This is a genomic window from Spirosoma migulaei, from assembly GCF_054776855.1.
The window spans coordinates 22,269-44,589 of sequence record NZ_BAAHBG010000022.1; the positions used below are offsets into that span (position 1 = coordinate 22,269).

At 49.5% G+C, this 22,321-nt stretch carries 16 protein-coding genes; 15 read left to right on the forward strand and 1 reads right to left on the reverse strand.

Annotated elements, in window-relative coordinates:
- Positions 1 to 19: 19 nt before the first annotated feature.
- The 10 genes from ACYVGO_RS21380 to ACYVGO_RS21425 all read left to right on the forward strand — a co-directional run bounded on the left by ACYVGO_RS21380 (position 20) and on the right by ACYVGO_RS21425 (position 12,533).
- Positions 20 to 1,384: an enolase C-terminal domain-like protein gene (locus ACYVGO_RS21380; RefSeq protein WP_460971012.1), complete on the forward strand. Its 1,365-nt coding sequence runs from the start codon at positions 20 to 22 to the stop codon at positions 1,382 to 1,384.
- Between the two features lie 27 nt (positions 1,385 to 1,411).
- Positions 1,412 to 2,524: a bile acid:sodium symporter family protein gene (locus ACYVGO_RS21385; RefSeq protein WP_460971013.1), complete on the forward strand. Its 1,113-nt coding sequence runs from the start codon at positions 1,412 to 1,414 to the stop codon at positions 2,522 to 2,524.
- Entirely contained in the window at positions 2,505 to 4,829 is a 2,325-nt protein-coding gene (locus ACYVGO_RS21390; protein WP_460971015.1) for an outer membrane protein assembly factor BamB family protein, read from the forward strand. The genes ACYVGO_RS21385 and ACYVGO_RS21390 overlap by 20 nt, the downstream gene beginning before the upstream one ends.
- Positions 4,830 to 4,925: 96 nt before the next feature.
- Positions 4,926 to 5,822, forward strand: coding sequence for a sugar phosphate isomerase/epimerase family protein (locus tag ACYVGO_RS21395; protein WP_460971016.1), 897 nt, complete (start codon positions 4,926 to 4,928; stop codon positions 5,820 to 5,822).
- Positions 5,823 to 5,841: 19 nt separating this feature from the next.
- The gene (locus ACYVGO_RS21400) at positions 5,842 to 7,791 is read left to right on the forward strand and encodes an FG-GAP-like repeat-containing protein (RefSeq protein ID WP_460971017.1); all 1,950 of its coding nucleotides are present in this window, start codon (positions 5,842 to 5,844) and stop codon (positions 7,789 to 7,791) included.
- A gap of 194 nt (positions 7,792 to 7,985) precedes the next feature.
- Positions 7,986 to 9,275: a glycoside hydrolase family 71/99-like protein gene (locus ACYVGO_RS21405; protein ID WP_460971018.1), complete on the forward strand. Its 1,290-nt coding sequence runs from the start codon at positions 7,986 to 7,988 to the stop codon at positions 9,273 to 9,275.
- Positions 9,276 to 9,506: 231 nt separating this feature from the next.
- On the forward strand, positions 9,507 to 10,670 hold the full coding sequence (gene mnmA / locus ACYVGO_RS21410; RefSeq protein ID WP_142772060.1) for a tRNA 2-thiouridine(34) synthase MnmA: 1,164 nt from the start codon (positions 9,507 to 9,509) through the stop codon (positions 10,668 to 10,670).
- A 137-nt stretch (positions 10,671 to 10,807) separates the two neighbouring features.
- Positions 10,808 to 11,515: a 3-keto-disaccharide hydrolase gene (locus ACYVGO_RS21415; RefSeq protein ID WP_460971019.1), complete on the forward strand. Its 708-nt coding sequence runs from the start codon at positions 10,808 to 10,810 to the stop codon at positions 11,513 to 11,515.
- A 78-nt stretch (positions 11,516 to 11,593) separates the two neighbouring features.
- Complete coding sequence (locus tag ACYVGO_RS21420) at positions 11,594 to 11,839, forward strand: hypothetical protein (protein ID WP_142772058.1); 246 nt, start codon at positions 11,594 to 11,596, stop codon at positions 11,837 to 11,839.
- Between the two features lie 13 nt (positions 11,840 to 11,852).
- A complete protein-coding gene (locus tag ACYVGO_RS21425) occupies positions 11,853 to 12,533 on the forward strand; it encodes an HAD family hydrolase (RefSeq protein ID WP_460971020.1) in 681 nt (226 codons plus the stop codon).
- Between the two features lie 16 nt (positions 12,534 to 12,549).
- On the opposite strand, the gene ACYVGO_RS21430 is transcribed toward ACYVGO_RS21425, so the two are convergent.
- On the reverse strand, positions 12,550 to 15,789 hold the full coding sequence (locus ACYVGO_RS21430; protein WP_460971021.1) for a leucine-rich repeat domain-containing protein: 3,240 nt from the start codon (positions 15,787 to 15,789) through the stop codon (positions 12,550 to 12,552).
- Between the two features lie 38 nt (positions 15,790 to 15,827).
- Here ACYVGO_RS21430 and ACYVGO_RS21435 point away from each other — a divergent pair, with 38 nt between their 5' ends.
- From ACYVGO_RS21435 to ACYVGO_RS21455, 5 genes are all read left to right on the forward strand, one after another.
- A complete protein-coding gene (locus ACYVGO_RS21435; RefSeq protein WP_460971022.1) occupies positions 15,828 to 16,904 on the forward strand; it encodes an agmatine deiminase family protein in 1,077 nt (358 codons plus the stop codon).
- Between the two features lie 88 nt (positions 16,905 to 16,992).
- Positions 16,993 to 17,331 carry a n-acetylglutamate synthase gene (locus tag ACYVGO_RS21440; RefSeq protein ID WP_142772054.1) on the forward strand — a complete coding sequence of 113 codons (339 nt, stop codon included), beginning with the start codon at positions 16,993 to 16,995 and terminating at the stop codon, positions 17,329 to 17,331.
- A 151-nt stretch (positions 17,332 to 17,482) separates the two neighbouring features.
- Positions 17,483 to 18,187, forward strand: coding sequence for a hypothetical protein (locus tag ACYVGO_RS21445; RefSeq protein WP_460971023.1), 705 nt, complete (start codon positions 17,483 to 17,485; stop codon positions 18,185 to 18,187).
- A gap of 92 nt (positions 18,188 to 18,279) precedes the next feature.
- On the forward strand, positions 18,280 to 20,655 hold the full coding sequence (locus ACYVGO_RS21450) for a peptidylprolyl isomerase (protein ID WP_460971024.1): 2,376 nt from the start codon (positions 18,280 to 18,282) through the stop codon (positions 20,653 to 20,655).
- A 184-nt stretch (positions 20,656 to 20,839) separates the two neighbouring features.
- Positions 20,840 to 22,219 (forward strand): peptidylprolyl isomerase, encoded by a 1,380-nt coding sequence (locus ACYVGO_RS21455; protein ID WP_142772051.1) that lies wholly within the window; start codon positions 20,840 to 20,842, stop codon positions 22,217 to 22,219.
- The last annotated feature ends 102 nt before the right edge of the window (positions 22,220 to 22,321 follow it).

Sequence of the window (22,321 nt, forward strand, 5' to 3'; positions counted from 1 at the left end):
AACGGAACATAAACTTGATATGGCGAAGCCAGAAATACAAACCGAAACGAACCGCCGGAACGCACTTAAGCTGCTGGGACTGGGGTCAACCGCAGGCATCTTTGGTCTTTTCGATAGCCCTGAAGCCAGGGCCGAACACTATACGACTCCAGCCTACGCCAAAGGTGCGGCTCCCGTAACTATCAAAAGTGTTCGGGCTATCACTACCGCACCGGGAGGAGCTAATCTGGTCATTGTGAAAGTCGAAACATCTGAACCGGGCTTATACGGCCTGGGCTGTGCCACCTTCACCCAACGAGCCCAGGTGGTCATACCGGCCATCAATACGTATCTGAACGATTTTTGTATCGGGAAAGATGTTGACAACATCGAAGACATGTGGCAATCAGCCTATGTCAGCTCCTACTGGCGGAACGGCCCCGTATTGAACAATGCCCTTTCCGGGCTGGATCAGGCTTTGTGGGACATTAAAGGCAAACGGGCCAACATGCCGGTTTATCAACTTCTGGGCGGAAAAACCCGAATTGCTGTGGATACTTACACCCATGCCAGCGGACCAACGCCCGAAGCCATCGCCGATAAAGTACAGCAATTTATGGAAATGGGGTTCCGTCATGTGCGGATTCAGCAGGGGGGCTACGGCGGAGTCGGTGCCATGAATGACTTAAAACCCGATTTCAAAACGGCTGGCTTTGGCCGGGAAACCGATGACTTCTCCGACCAACGGACGTATCTGAAACGGGTGCCTAAAATGTTCGATGTGGTGCGCAAACGTTGTGGGGAAGACGTTCAGTTGTTGCATGATATGCACGAACTGACCGAGCCCATCGACGCCATCAACATGATCAAGGGTCTGGAGGAATACCGGCCTTTCTTTATCGAAGACCCCTTCTCCCCGGAGAACATGAGCTGGTTCAAACTACTGCGTCAGACAACCGCCGTACCCATTGCTATGGGCGAACTGTTCAATAACATCAATGAATTCAAAGAACCGATGGCCAACCATCTGTTCGACTTTATCCGGATTCACATTTCGCAGATTGGCGGCATTACGCCAGCCATGAAAGTAGCTCGTTTGGGTGAGTGGTTCAATGTCCGCACGGCCTGGCATGGCCCCGGAGATACCTCGCCCGTGGGCCATGCGGCTAACAACAGCATCGATATTGCGGTCTGGAACTTCGGCATCCAGGAGTCGCAGATGTTCAACGACAAAGTAAAAGAGGTTTTCCCCGGCTGCCCGATTATCAAAAACGGGTATTATCAGGTGAGTGAATCGCCGGGTTTAGGGATTGACATCAACGAAAAGGAAGCAGCCAAGTACCCCATTGGCACTAAATCGCGCTGGACAGTTCGTAAAAATGACGGTACCATTTTGAAGCCGTAGCGGCTTAAACTCCTATTTCCTACTTACATGAATATGTATAAGTTCGCATTCAGTTTTGCGGCTCTAGGGCTGCTTATTGCCCTGTATTTAGCATTTACCGGTGCGTTCGCTCAGGCTGGGCCATTTTTTATTGCCTTTTTTGTAGCCTTGGCCATTGGTTTTAGAGGCTACGAGGCATTAAGAGGCTTTTCTTATACCGTTGTCATTTTCGCTTCCGTCACAACGGCCCTGTATTATCCAGACTACTTTGTGGAAGTCAATGGATTTAAGCTATCCGGCCTGATTACGCCCCTCATCCAGCTCATCATGTTTGGCATGGGTACGTCGATGAGTGCCGAGGATTTTGTTGGGGTCGTCAAAATGCCTAAAGGGGTTTTCATTGGCGTAGTGAGTCATTTTCTAATCATGCCGCTGCTGGGTTTTACGCTGGCAAATCTGAGCGGGCTACCTCCCGAAATTGCGGCTGGTATCATTCTGATTGGCTGCTCGCCCAACGGTATGGCATCGAATGTAATCTCCTACCTCGCAAAAGCTAATCTGGCGCTATCCATTACCATTACCGCCATCTCGACGACCATCTCCCCGTTCGTTACGCCTTTCCTGATGAAATTACTGGCGGGCGCTTTTGTGCAGATCGACGCCCTGCACATGATGTGGGATATTATCAAGATGGTGATTTTACCGATCGGGGCCGGACTACTATTCAACAAGTTTCTAAGCGGTAAATCGAAATGGCTCGATGAGGCCATGCCGCTGGTATCGATGTTCGGCATTGCCTTCATTATCGTCGTGATTACGGCAGCCGGAAGAACCAATCTCTTAACCATTGGCCCTGTGTTGATTGGCTTGGTGCTCATTCACAACCTATGCGGGTATTTGCTTGGCTATTCGTCGGCTCGCTTATTTAAGATGGATGAACGCGATTGCCGGACTATCGCCATTGAAGTAGGGATGCAGAATGGTGGACTGGCTTCGGGCATTGCCAACCAGATGGGCAAAATGGCAACAGTCGGTCTGGCTCCGGCCATCTTCGGCCCACTCATGAACATTACAGGTTCCATTTTGGCTTCCTGGTGGCATCGCAAGGCGAAAAACGAAACGAGTTCAACCACTCCTGCCGATGAATACACGACTCACTAACCGGAGGCCATCTGGCTATTGGCCGGTTTCTCTATGCCTTTCGGCTTGGTTAGGAATCGCCATGATGGGACTGAAGGGCGTTAATCCACACATTGATCAGCCAGCTACCGATTCGAACTGGCCCCAATACGGTGGTCGGCCGGATCAGTCCAAATATGTGCGCCTAGACCAGATCACGAAGCAGAATGTTGGCCAGTTAAAAGTGGCCTGGCATTATCCGACGGCTGATAAAGTTGAGTATTTATTTAACCCGATCATCGTCGATGGGGTGATGTATGTGCTGGCGAAGAATAATTCGCTGGTAGCGCTCGATGCGGCAACGGGCAAAGAACTCTGGATCCATGCGAATCTGAACGGAATTACCTGGCGGGGCATCAATTATTGGGAGAGTAAAGATCGTAAAGACCGGCGATTGCTTTTTTGCCTGAACAATACCTTACAGGCCATCGACGCGCAAACGGGTAAGTCGATTCTAAGTTTCGGTACCAATGGTTCGGTTTCACTGCGGGAAGGATTAGGCCGTGATCCATCGACAATCGGACGTATTCAGTCGACCACACCCGGCTGTATTTTTGACAATCTGATTCTTTTGGGATCATCACCCGGCGAAAACCTGTTTTCGGCACCGGGTCACCTTCGGGCTTACAATGTCGTTACGGGTCAACTCGCCTGGGTGTTTCATACGATTCCCCATCCGGGCGAGTTTGGCTACGACACCTGGCCGAAAGATGCCTACAAATACGTTGGTGGAGCGAATACGTGGGGTGAAATCACGCTCGATGAAAAGCGAGGAATTGCCTATTTTCCCGTCGGCTCACCCACCTATGACTACTATGGTGCCGACCGGATTGGTAGTAACCTGTTTGGCAACTGCCTCCTGGCCCTCGACGCCCGTACCGGCAAACGGCTGTGGCACTTCCAGACGGTTCACCATGATTTATGGGATTATGATCTGACGGCAGCCCCGCAACTGCTGACGGTTCGGCACAAGAACCAGTCTGGAGGGACGAAGCTAATTGATGCTGTAGCGATAGCCACCAAGCAGGGGTTCTTATTTGCCTTTGATCGGGTCACAGGCAAGCCGTTGTGGCCTATTCAGGAAAGGCCCGTACCGGCGAGCAATATGCCCGAAGAACAAGCCTGGCCAACGCAACCCTTTCCGACTGTACTCCCGCCTTTTAACCGGCAAAACGTAACCGTCAATGATATTAACCCATACATGACGGCAGAAGAACGGGAGTCTTGGAAAACTCGAATTGCAGCGGCCAAAACAGGTTTGTTTACTCCAATTTCTGATCAATATGAGGTAATTGCCATGCCCGGAGCTGTGGGTGGTGCTAATTATGGGAACACAGCTGCAAACCCTCAAAAGGGAATTATGTACGTAGCGGCTCAGGAATATCCATCCGTCTATCGACTCGCAAAAACTGAACTGGGTCAGGCCGCCTTATCCGCCGATCAGGTAACGCGGGCAATGACTGTCTACAAAACTAATTGCCAGTCGTGTCATGGTGCCAATCGAGCGGGTGTTGTCGGCCCATCACTGCTTGACATCGGTACACGGCTCAACTTTGACAACTTCAAAGGCGTGGTTGCGGTGGGTAAAGGCCAAATGCCTGGCTTTCAGCATATCGACGAACAGACGCTAAGCGCCCTGTATCGGTTTCTGGGCGGTACCATCGAATCCGCCAACCGTCGGCCTCAGGGCGCTCCAGCCGGTTCAGTAACGATGCCTAATGGACCTGTGGTTGCTTCGGGTGGCGCTCCAGATGTACCCAGTGGTTTTGCGGCCATGCGATCTGCCAATGCATTACGCGCTTACCCCGAAGGAGTGGCCAGACCCGCCAATAAATACTCCTCTGGATACGGATTGGAATATTCCAATCTGCTGAGTCCACCCTGGTCGTTTATTGTCGCCTACGACCTGAATACGGGAACCATCAAATGGAAGAAAGTTATCGGGCAGGATATCCGGGTGCTAAAGCAGGGTGGGAAAGATACCGGTACGCCCATTGGTTCGCAACGGAAAGGAATGATTGTCACATCGAACGGGCTACTATTCGCGACATCCAAGGGAGGGAAGATTTATGCTTTCGATGCTGAAACGGGCCAGACGCTCTGGACGGATGAACTGCCGAAAGAAACGCAGGGGCTATTATCTATGTACGAAGCGAAAGGACGTCAATACCTTGTGGTTAGCTCTACGGCCAGCTTTACCGTCGAGAGTGTGGCTAAGGACGATACAAGTATTCGGGCTAATGGATTACCATCGGGTTACGTCGTGTATGCCCTTCCTGAAAAATGATCATAAATTAATAGAACACGATTATTATGATCTGCATGATTTACACAGATCATAATCGTCATAAAAAACAGCGTTCTCTTAGTAAACCTTATCCCTATGGAACGAAGAACCTTTCTGAGCAGTGCTTCCGGCCTGATAATAACCGTCTGGGCTTCATCGGCTTTCCGACCGATGAAGCCCGATAAAATGGATCGAATTGCCATGGGGACGGTTTTGTTTCGCTACCGGTTTAAACAGACAAAGCCAAAGGAAATAGCCACTATCGCAAACGAACTGACACTGCTGGATGTACCGGCCTATTACAAGGAACGGTTTGGCATTCGGCAGCTTGAATTCTGGAGCAATCATTTCGAGTCACTCGAAAAATCGTATCTGGATCAGCTTAAAGCCAGCATGAAAACCAGTTCATCGCGCCTGATAAATGTGCAGGTGGATAGCGCATACGACCTGGCATCCAACGACGAAACCGAGCGGCAACGGAGTCTGGCCCACGTGAAAGAGTGGATGGATGCCGTAGCGTATCTGGGTTCACCCTGCGTTCGTATCAATCCCGGTCGGGCGAATGGATCGGTTGAAAAGAGCATCGAGTCGATGAAAGTGGTCAACCAATATGCTCAACGCAAAAAGCTCATTTTGTTGACCGAAAACCACTTCGGCTTAGAGATGAATCCCGATGTACACGTGCGCATCGTGCAGGAAGCAGGCCCCAAGAACATTTACACCCTGCCCGACTTCGGTAATTATTCGCAGGCGGCTCGCTTCGACGCGTTGGCGAAGATCATGCCTTATGCCTACCTGATCTCGGCCAAAGCGGATAGTTTCAATGAGCATATGGAACACACCTCCTACGATTTCGATCAATGTGTTCAACTGGCCGAACGGATGGGGTTCAAGGGTATTTATTCGCTTGAACAGTACAGTGGTAAGTACCTGAATCTGGATTACGAAAAGGTAGCCGACTGGCTGATTGAGCACGTAAAACGCAACATTTAGACAACAAACCACTTACCCTGTGAAAACTTTACTGTGTTGTCTGTTGCTGTTCTGCGCTAATATTTCATTTGGGCAGTCTGGCGCGTCGGAAGCCAAAGCTGGCATCGGGCTAACGTTTGTGCCCGATGTTATCGTCAAAGGGTCGAGCTTGACTGGTTGGCATTCGCTGGGGCAGGCCGACTGGCGGGCCGAAAATGGCGAACTGATTGGCACGCTAAAACCTGGCTCTTCGGGAGGCTGTCTCGTGCTGGATCGTTCCTATCAGGACGTAGGATTTCATGCGCAGTTCCGCTGTACAGGCGGTAGCGAAACGGGTACTCTGTTCAGACTGGAGAAAACAGCGGATGGGTATAAAGGAATTCTGGTATCGATTCGGGAAACGGAAGTAGGTTCCTATCGTATCACGCTGGATGCACAAGGACATGAATTGACACGGGAGAAGTTACGGTCGGCGGGTAGTATTGTTCGACTGGCGCCACCGCCCAAACCTAACGAGACTGCGAATAATGCGGCTGCTAACCGGAACCGTCGCCCGGCTTATTTTGGACTGAAACTACCCATTTCGCGCGTAGAAAGTAGCTATCGTCCGAACGACTGGAATCAGGTTGAGATTTTTCTGGACAACAACATTATCCGTACGTTTCTCAACGACAGTGGTGAAATGGCCGGTGGAGCTACCGATGAAGAGGCTGGTCGGTACGGCCCTATCGCCTTATACGTAGGTGGAACCGGCGAAGTTCGCTTCAAGGAGGTTGGTTATAAAGATGCCGCCCTGCGGACCATGCCCACCGAAAAAACATCGGATCGTTTCCAGGTGCAACGAATCAACGACATGTATTATTCGTGGGGTGCAGGTGCAGGTGATTTCAACCGGGATGGCACTCCCGACCTAGTGGCTGGTCCTTATATTTACTTCGGGCCTGATTTCACCCAGTCACGGGAAATTTATCCGGCTTTTCCGTTCAATCCGTCGAAAGAATTTACGGACGTTAACTGTCAGTACACCTACGATTTTAATGGTGACGGCTGGACTGACATCCTGACCGGACCACCCCGCGCTACATTGTACCTGAACCCAAAAGGCGAATCACGTCGCTGGGATAAATTTGAGGTCGTGGTGCCTGTTCAGACGGAGGTTACCTTATTTAAAGACATTGACAACGACGGCAAACCCGAACTGATTTACGGGGCGGAGGGTGAACTTCGCTATGCCAAACCTGACCCTACCGACCCCACGAAACCCTGGACCGTGCATCCTGTTTCAGAAAAAGGCTATTTCCTGGCGCATGGGATTGGCCTTGGGGATATTAACAGCGACGGACGAATCGACCTGATTAATCCGAACGGCTGGTGGGAACAGCCCACGGCTGATAGCAGTGGGAAATTATGGCCTTATCATTCAGCGGCATTTGCCCGATACGGCCACCGGGGGCCGGGCGTGGGAGGCAGCATGATGGCTATTTACGACGTCAATGGCGACAAGCTGAACGACGTTGTAACGGGCCTCAACGCACACGGTTTCGGCTTGGGCTGGTACGAACAGAAACGGGACTCTAATGGAACGATCACCTTTGTTCAGCACGTGATCAGTGACGATTTCTCCACGAAAAATGCCGGTAACGTAACTTTTTCACAGCCCCACGGCTCTACGCAGGCGGATATCGATGGCGATGGAATACCTGATTTCATTGTGGGGAAACGCTATTGGTCACACCTGGATAACTACTTCGACCCGGACCCATATGGCCCCCCGGTTCTGTACTGGTACCGGACCGTTCGGAACCCCAAAGCGCCGGGTGGTGCCGAGTTTGTACCCGAACTGATTCACAACCGATCAGGGGTTGGATCAGATGTACTGGCGACAGACCTAAATAAAGACGGTGCTATCGACATTGTTACGTCCACCGACCGGGGTACGTTCATTTTCTGGAACCAGAAAGGCGAAAAGCAACGCCCTAAGATGAAGTAGCAGGGCGAGTACAGTTTCTTAAAATTGCCCAATAAACTTCACTCATAAACAGCCTATTAAGCCTTTATTAAGATTTTTTTAAGTGAGGGCGCCGTACTTCACGACGGGTTCAATTAATTCAATTACAGCTATCGAACAGTATCGCTTCCACGCAGGCTTTTTATCTGTTTTTGCTTTCTGATTTACCAGTACGTATGAAAACAACTGCATTTCTATTCCTATCCCTGACAGGTTGGTTACTAGGTATCACAATCGGTAGAGGCCAACCTGCCGAGGTGAAATACGACGAAAAAGGTTGCCTTTATACCCGTTACAAAGGGCTGGTGATGGCAGGCTATCAGGGCTGGTTTGCCGCCCAGGGCGATGCCTCTGAACGAGGCTGGCATCATTATCAGAAACGGGGAAAATTCGAACCGGGTTACGCATCGATTGACTTCTGGCCGGATGTGAAAGACTATCCGATTACGTACAAAACGGCTTTTCAATTTGCGGATGGTAGTCCGGCATCCCTCTACAGCCCTTTTGATGAGAGCAGTGTCGACCTGCATTTTAACTGGATGAAAGAGTACGGGATCGACGGGGTTTTTATGCAGCGATTTCTGACCGAAGTGAAGTCTGAAAAAGGAAAGCGACATTTCAACAAGGTGCTGGAGAATGCGCTGAAAGCAGCTAAGAAACACCGCCGGGCCATCTGCATCATGTATGACCTGAGTGGCTCAACCTCCGCTGATATGGAGCTGCTGGTAAAGGATTGGGAGGAAGTGCAACAGCTATTTTCGCTATTCAATAACCAAGAAAACCCGACTTATCTGCGGCACAACGGCAAACCCCTCCTGGCAATCTGGGGTGTAGGCTTTAACGACGGTCGACGGTACACCACGGCCGATATTCAGGTGCTGGTGGATCGGGTAAAAGGCCCGACGAAAAAAACGTCGATTCTACTCGGTGTATCATACTACTGGCGAACAATGACCAAAGATACCGAAGTCTCTGACCGACTCCATCCGCTCATTAAAAGCGCCGACATTATTATGCCCTGGGCGGTGGGTCGCTATAAACCCGAAACGTACGCTACGGTAGCGGGCAGTACACTGGCAGACGACATTGCCTGGTGTAAAGCGGCTAAAGTGGATTACGTACCGCTGGTTTTTCCGGGGTTTAGCTGGGGGAATCTCAAAAATAGTCCCAATGTCTATAACCAGATTCCGCGGTTAAAAGGCGATTTCCTCTGGCAGCAGGTGGCTGGTGCCAAAGCAGCCGATGCCCAGAGTCTCTACGTAGCCATGTTCGATGAAGTTGATGAAGGCACTGCCATCTTCAAAACTCGCCGAGAGAACGAATTGCCCCTGAATGGCGAAGGCAAGTTTGTTGGCATTGAATCCGACCTGGGTTCGGATTATTACCTCTGGCTCACGGGGCAGGCTGCTCACTGGTTTCATGGTAAGAAAGGGTATAGTCCCCAAAAGCCTGGTCGCAAGAAATAAACGCATGATGAATAAGTTACAGCATCTATCTGGCTTTCGGCTGTGCGGCTAGCATTCTATGTCGATCCACTTACCGGCTCAGGTGGGCACGGGCATGTGGAAGATCTGCCTCTATCACTTTTTACCGGCTTTTATCGGAAACCAAATCGCTTCGTTCAGTTGTTGGCTACGTACCAGGTAATTTTACCAGCATATCAAATCGGAGGGCTTTGACCCCTTGCGGATACAAAAATGAGCAAACACGGACGAATTCTTGTCGCCATGAGTGGTGGCATTGACTCTTCATTGGCAGCGGTGTTGCTGCACGAAGAAGGCTACGAGGTCATTGGCATGACCATGAAAACCTGGGATTACGCATCCTCAGGTGGTACAAAAAAAGAAACCGGCTGTTGCAGCCTCGACAGCATCAACGACGCCCGCAATATTGCCGTCAGTCTCGGTTTCCCCCATTATATTCTGGACATTCGGGAAGAATTTGGTGATGCCGTAATCGACCACTTTACAGGTGAATACCTCGAAGGCCGGACACCCAATCCGTGCGTTATGTGCAATACCCACATCAAATGGGATGCCCTGCTTCGCCGGGCCGACCGCCTTGACTGTGAATCAATTGCAACGGGCCACTATGCCCATATTCGAGAAGAAGGCGGCCGATTTGTTTTATCCAAAGGCATTGACTCGCTGAAAGATCAATCCTACGTTTTGTGGGGTGTATCGCAGGAGAGTTTGAGCCGGACGAAATTACCACTGGGCCATTTGCGCAAATCTGAAATTCGGGAAATGGCTAAAGAACGGGGCTTCATGGAACTGGTTACTAAATCGGAATCCTACGAAATCTGCTTTGTTCCCGATAACGATTACCGGGGCTTTTTGAAACGGCGTATGCCAGGTCTGGAAGCCGAAGTTGCCGGTGGAAATTTCGTTATGGAAGGCACGGGAAAAGTGCTGGGCAAACACCAGGGCTATCCGTTCTATACCATTGGCCAACGCAAAGGGCTAGGTATGGCATTTGGCCAACCGATGTTCGTCACCGAAATCCGGAAAGACACCAACGAGGTGGTTTTGGGAGTCGACAAAGACCTCTTCCGCGATGGCATGATTGTCAGCAAATTAAATCTGCAAAAGTACGACCACATCAATGGGCCACTCGAAACGGTAACCAAAGTGCGCTACAAAGACCCCGGCACGCCCGCTACGATTTCGCAATCTGGCGACAAAATTGAAGTGCTGTTCAGCGAAGGGGTTTCGGCTATTGCTCCGGGTCAGGCTGCCGTTTTCTATGAAGGCGACGACGTCATTGGTGGCGGCTGGATAATGAAAAGCTTCCGTCAAAACGACGTTCGGCAAAGCGAAGCGCAGGACAATCAACTGGTCGCAGCAACCAGCGCGGTTTAGTTACTGGTTGAACCTATAGATCGAGTAACGACAGAGACACAAAGGGTATGGAGAAAACTAAAACCTCCGTGTCTTTTGTGTCTCTGTCGTTAAAATCTGTTATTTGTAAAGCAACTAGCCGTTCAAGAACCCCTTTCATGAAAAAAAACCTTTTGCTTTCTGTCTTTTTAATGGCCTTAGCCGGTCAGTTATTAGCCCAAGCGCCAACAGTCAGTATACCTCCCAAAGGCCATCCTAACTCTAGCGGGCCCGGCTGGAGACCGCTCTTCGCCAGTGATCTCTCGGATGCTGGTTTTCCAAAAGGCGTTTGGAGCATTGATGATGGCGGTATTCTGACCGCTACTGCCGATAAAGCCATCTGGACGGCTGTGCCTTACGACGATTTCATATTGGATTTACTATTCAAAACCGCCGACGGCACCAATAGTGGCGTGGTGGTGCATGCCAGCGATACCACCAACTGGATTCCAAATTCGGTGGAGATTCAAATTGCCGACGATTATGCCAAACAGTGGGCCGAATCGCCAACAAACTGGCAGTGTGGTGCTTTTTTTGGCCATCAGGCCGCCATCAAGCAACAAATAGTTAAAAAGCCCGACGAGTGGAACCGGTATACCATCACCTGCCAGGGCAAGATGATTTACATCGTTCTCAATAACCAGTTAGTGAATACGATAGACCTGTCGAAATTCACGTCTGCCAAAACTAATCCCGATGGGTCGCCTGTGCCTGAATGGCTCAGCAAACCACCCGCTGATCTGCCCCTCCACGGCTATATTGGCTTACAGGGCAAGCATGCCGGTGCTCCCATCTACTTCCGCAATCTGAAGATTAAACCGTTATAAGTAGCGTGGACGGTCGGCCGTTGTTGTGGAAACCCGCGCTATACGAACCCAACCGCACCCGCTGGTTGTTCCAACCTTATGCAAACCGAACCCCGGACCCGCCACAGTCGCGCTCTACCCGAATTACGTTTTTCGCTTAATCTGCTGTATGTAGGAAAATTTCTGTTAGGTATGAATGCCTCCAAGTCGACCAATGATAGTGGACTGGATGCATTTGATGAGCGCATTGAAGACATAACAGATGAATTGGTAGCCACTGAACTCCTTCACGAAGCGGCTGTACTTGCCGGAGATATTTTACCAACACCAGAGAACGAGGTTTAACCCTTTTGTTTTTATGCCCGATTCGCCTTCGGCCCGTTCATGGGCTGTCCTTTTCGATATGGACGGTGTGTTGATCGACAACACTGATTTCCATATCAATGCATGGTTACAATTTGCCCAACGCCACAATCGCCCACTTACGAAAGACCAATACGTTGAAAACATCAATGGGCGCGTATCCGCCGATGCGATGGCTTATGTATTTCAACGCCCCATTTCAGCCGGGGAGTTGATCGTTCTGACAGAAGAGAAAGAAGCGATTTACCGCGAGTTATATCGTCCGCACCTCCAGCCAGCACCGGGTCTGCTCGACTTTCTGAGTGCCTTGAAGGCGCAGGGCGTTAAACTGGCCGTGGGTACCTCGGCACCCGAGAGCAACGTTCTGTTTACCCTCGACGGACTTCCGCTACGCCCTTATTTCGATGCAATTGTAGATGCCAGTATGGTTAAAAAGGGTAAACCCGACCCCGAAATTTACCTGACAGCGGCTAAGCACGTGGGCATAGAACCTGCCCGATGCGTGGTATTTGAAGATGCATTTGCGGGTATTGAAGCGGGTTTACGGGCAGGTATGACCGTCGTAGCCGTAGCAACAACGCATACCCGGAATGAGTTAGCCGGCACAGGTGCAGCGCTGATTGTCGATGATTTTAGGCAACTAACGGTCGAGGCTGTGCAGAAGTTAATTAGTTAGTCTATTCCGATTCCGTTCATTCGGGTTTAACCAGTCGCTCTTTGGTGGCATCGGTTAATTGACGTAGCGTTGCCATTTTTTCGGTAGGCAGTTTTGATTTGGTCAACCAATTGTCGAACAGATCGAAACGCCATCCATAAATCTTAGCCGGATGTTTGTCCAGATAAGCTGTCAGACGTTCCATAGCCTGTGCACCTGTCTGTTCATTCTTCAGAACAGCTATGCAGATTTCAAGATATTCCTTCAGCGTGGCATAGCCATCCCGCATCTGATCCATCGGCAGATCGGCAATGGCTCGCTTCGCCCGGTCATATTGCCCCGTTAGCAAACTCAGTTCAACAATTGTCAGACGGATTCCAGGATCGGGATGCATCAATTTTTCATACGCCCGAATCGCCTTGCGATAACTGGAATCCGCATCGGCCAGTTTATCTTTCATGGCCAGATAGCGGCCTCGCTCGGTATGAACAAGACCAGTTAAAGGGCTATAGGTATCCGCTGGCGGAAGGAACGATTCAGCCTGCGTAATAGCCGACAGAGCCGCATCATACTGGCCCATTATACCTAACACGAATGCTTTCTGCTGCCAGTACGTAGCCAACGTCCGGGTGGTAGCCATCGTATCCGACAATTTTTCCTTTCGAAGCTGGGGGGCGTATTGAATGGCTTTATCATAATCAGCCAGCGCTTCAGGGTATTCTTTTCGAAAAACATGAAAGCTTGCCCGCTGCCCATAAGCAAAGGAACGTATGGTATCGGGTGCGTACTCAATGGCTTTCCCCAGATCACCCAGAACACCCGCCCAATCACGCTGCCTTGCTCTATGAGCTGACATTTGCATGTAGGCAGAAGATACCCTTCGGTTGGGTTTACTTAGACTTTCCAGTGGCACTAAACCGGCTTCGATAAAGGCAACGCGTACCGATTCTTTATCATGAAAATCACGGTTCAGCGATTCAGGAAGTCGATTCTCAGCCACAGCGAGGGTCTGCAAAGCAGGTACATCCAGCAGACCCACGGGCAATTCAGTTAGCAGATTCTGAGAGAGAACCAGCATTTGCCAGACTGTATTTTTCCAGTCAATCATGGGTAACCTACTGATATTACAATTAGTAACCTTCAGGTGGGTTAGTCGTTTCATCCGGGCAGCTTTGGTAAACACATCGTCGGCATCGAGCTGAGGTTGTCGGTCAATGAATAAATCCCACAATTGTGTACAGTGCACAATGCTATCAGGCAATTGCTGTATGCCCCCCATAGCGCCTTCTATAACTTTATCCTTTCCACTAATTCTCAGATTCCCCAATTTGCCCAAACGGCCAAGTGAATTTGGCAAACCCTCTAACCGGTTTCGCTCCAACGAAATACTTGTCACATGCTGCCATTGCCCAATGCTAGTTGGGAGGGCAATTAATTCATTATTAGTCAGCGTCACCTGCCGAAGTTTAGTCAATGCCCCAATTTGCTCAGGCAAGAGCCGGATCTGAGTGCCCATAATCGTTAGGTACTCTAATGCATACAACTCACAAATAGATGCGGGTAATTCAGTGATTGGATTCGTTTCAATCGTTAAATTGGTTAGGGTATGCAATGATCCAAAGTTGGCAGGCAACGCGGTCAATTCATTGGTACCAATATGTAATTCAATCAGGCTTTTCAATTGAGAAAAGGTGGCAGGCAGACTCCTCAACCGGTTGTTGCCAATTAACAATCTTTTTAGGGAATCCAGTTGACCCATACTAGCAGGAAATCCGGTTAACTGATTGTTATTCAGCGACAGGAACTGAAGTTTCCGTAGTTTCCCCAGTTCTTCCGGGAGCTGTTCGAGTTGATTAGCCTGGAGCGAAAGAAGACGAAGGTTCACCAACCGGCTAATCGACGCGGGCAGTTGGATTAGCTTGTTATTATAAGCAGCCAGGGTTTCCAAATGGGTTAGTCGGCCAAGCTCTTCGGGTAAACTAACCAATTGATTATTGGCAATATTTAAATTCTGTAAGTTGGTCAGCTTCCAGATGTTGGGCATCTGACGTAGTTTATTGCCCATTAACCCAAGTTCGTTCAGGTTCGTTAGTTGAGCAAGTGTGGCTGGCAATGAATCGAGTCCACAATGGCTAAGGCTCAGTTTTTGTAATTGCTTTAAAGAGCCAATACGATCAGAAAGCCGGTTAAGCGGAACACTTTCAATTCGTAATTCGGTAAGCTGATCTAGCTTACTAATACAATCTGGAATCTGAGTAGGTGTACGAATCCCACTTATGGATAAGGTGCGCAACTGAGTGAGCGAGCAAAACCCGGACATATCTATAGCCTGTTGGTTTCGAATGCTAAGCCGTTCCAAACCCGGCAACCCAGCAAAGGTGGCCGCATCGACCAACAAGTCTGGATTGCCGCTCAATTCAACAGACTTCAGATTCTTCAACTCATTAAGCGCTAGTTTCCGTAAGGAACGAATGGTTTCCAGGGCCAGCGTTTCCAACCGAGACAGACTCGTTAAGGTGTGCTGAAACGTAAGCGAATCAATCGTAACATTTGTCAGCGTCAGCTGGCTTAATGTGCTGAGATTGGTGAACGTCTGCTGATTGACCAGAAAATTTATTCCACTGATTCGTAAAGCGGTAATCTGAGGTAATTGTGGGAAGTAAATTGGCAACGGCTTGACTTGCTGCCAGCTGGATATATCAAGCGAGCGAAGCGATTTCAGTCCAGCCAGGGCGTTGAATGACGTGTCCCACTGGAAACCCGAACCACTAAGCCGAACGTCATGCAAGTTGGGAAAATGCATAAAGGCAGCGGGCAACGTTACTAAGCCACCAGATTCGGTTTTATTGGGGAAATAAGGGTTTACCGTAATAGTAAGGCGCTCTAAGGCCGGCCAATTCTGAATTATCTGAAACAAAGAATCCGTTTGCAGAGGCATTGCTCCACTCAGGTTGATGGTCAGCACGCGTACCGTCTGCAGCTGGCTTAAGTCAGCCAAGCCACCCTGTTTCAACATAGTACCATCAATGGTCAAAGCCTCAACTTTACTGCCCTCCTTTACTTTTTTGAGTAGGTGAGAAAAGCTTGTATAGGCATTCGGATAGGCTAACGAATTATCCTGAAACACAGATGATGCCGTGCGAGGAACAGGATACCAACCGGGTAAGACATCCAGTTCTGCTACTAATTTTTGCCCGTGCTGAGCGGAGCTGTTGGTAAGTCTTATTACGATAAATCCAAGTACGAACAGCCAGTGTTTCCATCTGTTGAGCCGCATATTTTGTGTACTTTTGTTGCCGAGTTTCTAACGTTCGCATGAATATACAGCCATTGATTGAAACAACAAATCAAGCATTGATCCCGGCCCGAGAGGGCTTTTTCTTTCCGCCTGAGTGGCACCCGCATGTGGCTACCTGGCTCAGTTGGCCCCATACCGAAGCCTCCTGGACCCGCGAGCAACAGGAGCTGATGTTCCCGGCCTACATTGAGTTTATCAAAGCGATTGCCGAAAGTGAGCAGGTATGCATTAACGCCCACAACGAGATCGTTATCCAGGCGGCCAAACTACGTTTACTGGCTGCCGGAGCCGATATGAGCCGCATTACCCTCCTGCCCCACCCAACCAACGACTCCTGGTGCCGCGATCACGGTCCGGCCTTTCTGATTAATCCTGAGAAAAAAGAACGGATGATTGTCAACTGGGGGTACAACGCCTGGGGAGGCAAATATCCGCCTTATGATCGCGACGATCTGATTCCGATTGAAATTGCCCACTATCGTAACCTGGATTATGTGACACCCGGTATCATTATGGAAGGTGGCTCTGTGGAGTTCAACGGAGCTGGTACCGTATTGACCAGCCGGGCCTGTTTGCTTAACCAGAACCGAAATGCCCACCTGACCCAGGCGAAAATAGAGCAGTACCTCTGCGATTACTATGGCGTACAGCAGGTACTTTGGGTGGAAGAAGGCATTGTTGGCGACGATACCGATGGCCACATTGACGATACGGTTCGCTTTGTCAATGAGGATACCGTCATAGCCGCGTATGAATCGAACCAAAACGATGCCAATTACCCGTTTCTCCAGGAAATCCACCAGGAACTGAAGGAAATGCGGCTGCTGAATGGTAAGCAACTCAATATCGTTGAGCTACCCATGCCCGATCCTGTTGTGAGTGATGGCCTTCGCCTACCCGCTTCGTACGCTAATTTCCTGATCACAACTGGCTCGGTCATTGTACCAACCTTCCGCTGTGCTAAAGACCAGCAAGCGCTGGATATCATCGGCAGCTGTTTCCCCGACCGTAAAATCGTAGGAATTGATTCAACCGATATTGTCTGGGGGCTGGGCAGTTTCCATTGCCTGAGCCAGCAGGAACCAAGCGTTTAGATAATGAAGAGTGAAAAATGAAGAATAGGTTCGACTTGCTTTTTTCTATTCTTCATTTTTCACTCTTCATTCTTCACTAATCAAAACCATGTACGACAACAAAACCTTCCGATCCGTTACCAATACACCAAATGGTGACGTAAGTGGTGATACGCTTTTTCACTATCACCAGCAGGATAAACTTGTGTGGGCTGAGTATGCCGGAGGAGACATCGTCAAAGGGTTTCTGATTGCGGTTGTACTGGAAGGCGGCTTTTTAGACATGCGTTATGAGCATGTCAACAGTCAGGGTAAGTTGATGACGGGTCGTTGTTCTTCGGCACCTGAATTACTACCCGACGGTCGAATTCGTCTGCATGAGCAATGGCAGTGGACCAGTGGTGATGGTTCCTCAGGAACATCTATTGTTGAAGAAGTTTTTGTATGAATTTTTCACAAAATCAATAGAACGCTGATTTTTATGATAATTAGATGAGGTAAGATTTAGTTGATTAAAATCTGTACAAATCATAACCACACCAGTGGCTCTGAATCCTAAAAATCAGCCGGTCCGCCGGTGCGGGACTATTAACAAAATCATGAGAATCATTTTAATCAGTGTAATCCCGGTTCTGATACTAGTAGGCTGCGCCCGCCAACCAACGCTCACCGCAGAACTGGTGCCCCGTTCGCTAAAAGCGGTTAATCTGGAAGAAACCATCAGTCGGCGCGATGAGCTGATGATGGCCTATTCGTTAACCAGCTACGACTCCAACAACAAGCCTGTCGCTGTTGTTAATGGAGGCTGGGGCGTTGAGACCGTTCGGAAAGATGAACAGCTTGATCTACGTTCCGCTGCTTCACCCGAACACAATCCTGCGAAACCGATCAGTCTGGCATTGCCTCGAAATGGACGTATTGTGGCATCGGTCGTTTTAATTGAGGTCGATGACTATAACCAGGCCAAAGAAACGATTTCGAAAATTCAGAAGATTCATAACATAGTTGCCATTCCGATTGGATTGCTCCTGACCGTCACCGAGGTGCTGACACCCCTGAAGTATGTATCGGCCGGATTGGTTGCGTCGGGAGTTGGATTGCAACTCGTTGATAAACTGGATGATGATGATCTGCTGGGACAAAGTAGTGTTGACCTTCGCGAAGCCGATTTACGCCAGAAGAAACAGCGGCTGGTGCATGTGCCGGCGGTGTTTACCGGCCAGAATATGAAAGATGCCTTCGACTATCGGCTGGAGTATGACATTCAGCTTAAAGCGGTGAAAATCCAGCCGGTACGCCAATAAGCGTGTTGGCACATCGTTCCCTATAGATAACGAATGTTTTTGCCTTTGTATCTGTTTCACCTATACGTCCAAAATTACCTTTACTAGACGCTATGCGCCATTTAACAGGCGGTTTTTTATTGGCCTTACTCGTAATAACAGCCTGTAAAACAACTGCACCGGTTGTTCAGCAAACACCACCCCCGAAGCCAGTTATTCTGACATTGGGCAACAAACCTTTTACGACCGATGACTTTTTTCAGTCGTTTACCAAAAACCAGCTTTCGTCTGATTCGACTCAGCGAACCGACGTCAAAGGCTACTTCGATCTCTATACGAATCTAAAACTGAAAGTTCTGGCAGCCGAAACAGAAGGTCGTGATACGACCGAGGCCTTTCGGGAGGAAATGAATACCTACCGGAAGCAACTGGCGCAGTCCTATCTGACCGACAAAGTGCTTGTTGAAGCGCTCACGGCTGAGGCTTACCAGCATATGCAGGAAGACGTCAACGCATCGCATATTCTGCTATCGGTTTCCGAAGATGCGCTACCTGCCGATACCCTTAAAGCCTACCAAAGCGCGCTGGCTTTGCGGAAACAGGCGCTGGCAGGTGAAGATTTTTCCAAATTGGCCCGTGAGTATTCACAGGATGCCGCAACGGCTCAAACTGGAGGAAGTCTGGGCTACATTACGGCGTTTGGGGTTGTTTATCCACTCGAGATTGCCGCCTACACAACGCCCGTTGGTAGCATTTCGCAGCCCGTTCGAACACGGTTTGGCTATCACCTGATCAAAGTTAACAATCGCCGACCCAGCCGTGGACGCGTTCGGGTAGCCCACATCCTGGTACGTATGAGCCCTGGTGCCGATGAAGCGGGCCAGAAAATGGCGCAGAACCGCATTGATGCTGCCTATACACGCCTGCAAAAAGGCGAATCGTTTGAACTGGTGTGTCGCGAGCTATCGGATGATGCAACCTCGAAATCAAACGGGGGCGTGCTACCCCTCTCAACGCCCGACCGGCCCTGGGTACCGGCCTTTGATGATGCTGCGTTTGCTCTGACTAAAGTAGGTGATTACTCAAAACCCGTCCGAACCAATTACGGCTGGCACATCATCAAACTTATTGAACGCAAAGCACTGGAACCTTATGCAACCATGGCGGCTCCTTTACGGCAGCGCGTCATGACCGATAGCCGGGCTGAAGTGTTGCGACAATCAACGGTTCAGAAACTTCGAAAAGACTATACGGTGCAGGAAGATAAAACCGTTCTTGAGAATGCTGTAGCCAAAGCCGATAGTAGTTTACTCCGAGGTCAGTGGCGCTTTACAGAACCGCTCGATCCCTCGTTACAGAACAAACCCATTGTCACAATTTCGGGGCAGCCGTATACCGTTAACCAGTTTTTTGCCTATGTCCGCCAACGGCAGCAACCGCCCCGGAATCCGGCATTGGCCACTACGACAACCTCAACAGCCCCAACCGCAGAGCACACGGTAGCTGGCTCTCCAAGCGTTGCCATGTACCGCCAGTTTGATCGGTTTGTTGGCGACCGCCTGATTGCCACTGAAGAAGCGAATCTGGACAAAAAATCAGCAGAATTCAAGTCCCTGATGAGCGACATTCGCGATGGTGTACTGCTTTCGCAGGTGATGGAGCAGAATGTATGGGAGCGTTCGATGGTTGATTCGACGGGACAGCGCCAGTATTATGAGCAACATAAAGCCGAGTACCGACTTCCCAAACGGGCCATTGCTACGCTGGTCATCGCCCAAACCGATAGCCTTCTGAAACAGGCATCAAGTGTCTTCAGCGGGAAACCACCCTATCAGCTTCGGCGGTCGGCAGCTCCGATTGCGTTTGACAAGAACCAGACAGCCTTAACACCCGCTCAACGCGAAACGTTATTCGACCTGCTGGTAGTATTGGGACATAATCCAGATTACGTTGTTGAAGTAACCGGGTCACATGACCCAACCGAACGCGATTCAGTTTCGGCTGGCCGGATTCGCAACGTGGTTGGCTACCTACAAAAAAACGGAATTTCGTTGAGCAGAATCATGGAGAAAGACTATCAGGGGGCGCGGCCAGGTGTTTCAAAAGATGCTCAGCGTAACGTGACCTTTCAATATTTCAGCAATGCAAAGGATGATGTTGCCAAAATCATCAATAGCAAGTATCCGGTAACGTCGGGTATGCCACCGGCCCTTTCTATTACCGAAGGATCCTTTGCGCAGGGAACGAACCCGTACCTCGATTCAATTAACCAATGGAAAGTGGGCACAACCACCCTGCATCGTGATACTAAAGCAATTGCCGTGATCATTAGTCGGATCGAGCCCGCTCGTACCAAAACGTTTGCCGAAGCTCGTGGTACCGTCATTAACGAATATCAGGCCCTGCTTGAAAAACAATGGCTTGCGCAACTCCGGCAAACATACCCAGTAAAAGTAAACGAAGCCGAAATTCAGAAGTTAGTGAAGTAGAAATTGGTAGAGTAAGTTGAGTGGGTGAAGTAGGTGTAGTTGGTACAGAGAGTAACTTTACTCACTCCATCTATTCCACCCACTTAACTTACTTCACTACTCACTAACTCCACCGAACCCCAAATTCCACTTAAAATTTCTTAAAACACAGACCGCTTGCCGTTCTGTACGTATATTTGAGAATATGAAAAAAGTAATCAGCAGTGTGCTCTTTATTTTGGTTGGCTGTTTCCTGACGGCACCCAGTTTTGGGCAGGGTCAGGGAGTTAGTCTGAACAAGATCATCGCCAAAGTAGACAATTACTATGTTCTACGGTCTGATCTCGACGAAGCCTACCAATCCTACGTTGGTCAAAACCAGACACCTCCGCAAAAATGTCAGTTGCTGGAAAGTCTCGTTGTCAACAAAATGATGCTGGCCAAAGCCGAGATTGACTCGGTTGTGGTTGATGACAAAATCGTAGACAGCGAACTCGACTCCCGCATGCAGTACATGGTGCAGCAGTTTGGTTCCGAAAAAAGTATTGTTGAAGCCTATGGCAAGAGCCTGGAAATGCTCAAAAGTGAGCTGCGGACCCAGGTGAAAGAACAGAAGGTTGTCCAGAAAATGCAACAAAAAATTACGACCGACGTGAAAGTGACTCCGCGTGACGTGCGTAAGTTTTTCGATGCGATTCCAAGAGATAGCCTTCCCTATATGCCCGCCGACGTAGAAGTTGGTCAGATCGTTCGCTTTGCCAAACCGACGAAAGAACAGAAAGAAGCCCTCCGGCAGCGATTGCTGGAATTTAAGCATCGGGTTGAAAAAGGCGAAGATTTTGCCAAGCTTGCCAAAGAAAACTCGGAAGATGTTGGCTCAGGTGAGAAAGGGGGCGACTTAGGTTTTGCGAAACGGGGAGCGATGGTGGCTCCTTTTGAAGGCGCAGCCCTGAAACTGAAACCAAATGAAATGTCGGACGTTGTTGAATCGGATTTTGGTTTGCACCTGATCCAATTGCTGGAAACCCGCGGTGCTGAATACCGCGCCCGACACATTCTGCTTCGACCCGATTACAACCGCCTGGACTTATCGGGACCGACCCGCTACCTGGACAGTCTTCGGAACCTGATTCAACTCGATTCGCTGAAATTCGAGAAGGCCGCTCACGATTATTCGGAAGACAAAAATACCGCTGATGCGGGTGGGTTATTGCGCGATCCGCAGTCAGGCAGCAGCCGGATGGCTATGGATGGCTCAATGGAATACGCCATGTTCCAGATGCTCGATACCATGCAGGTGGGAAAGATTTCGGCTCCACTGCCTTACCGTACGGAAGATGGCAAAAGCGCGGTACGATTATTGTATTTTAAGAGTAAGGTTCCGCCCCACACGGCCGATTTCACCAAAGACTTCGAGAAATTGCAGACAATTGTGCTTCAAAACAAAAAGAACCGCGCTATTGACGACTGGTTCAAAAAATCAATTGCCGATGTATACATCACGGTCGATCCTGAATTCCACAGTTGCCGAATATTTGGTACAACCCAAAATAGTGCAGCCAACCTCAGCGGAGGAGGCAATTAATGGATAATGGATAATGTTTAATGAATAATGAGTGCTGCTAGTTAAGGTACTAGAATTCATTAGCCAATAAGCCTAACCATTATACATTTTTCATTATACATT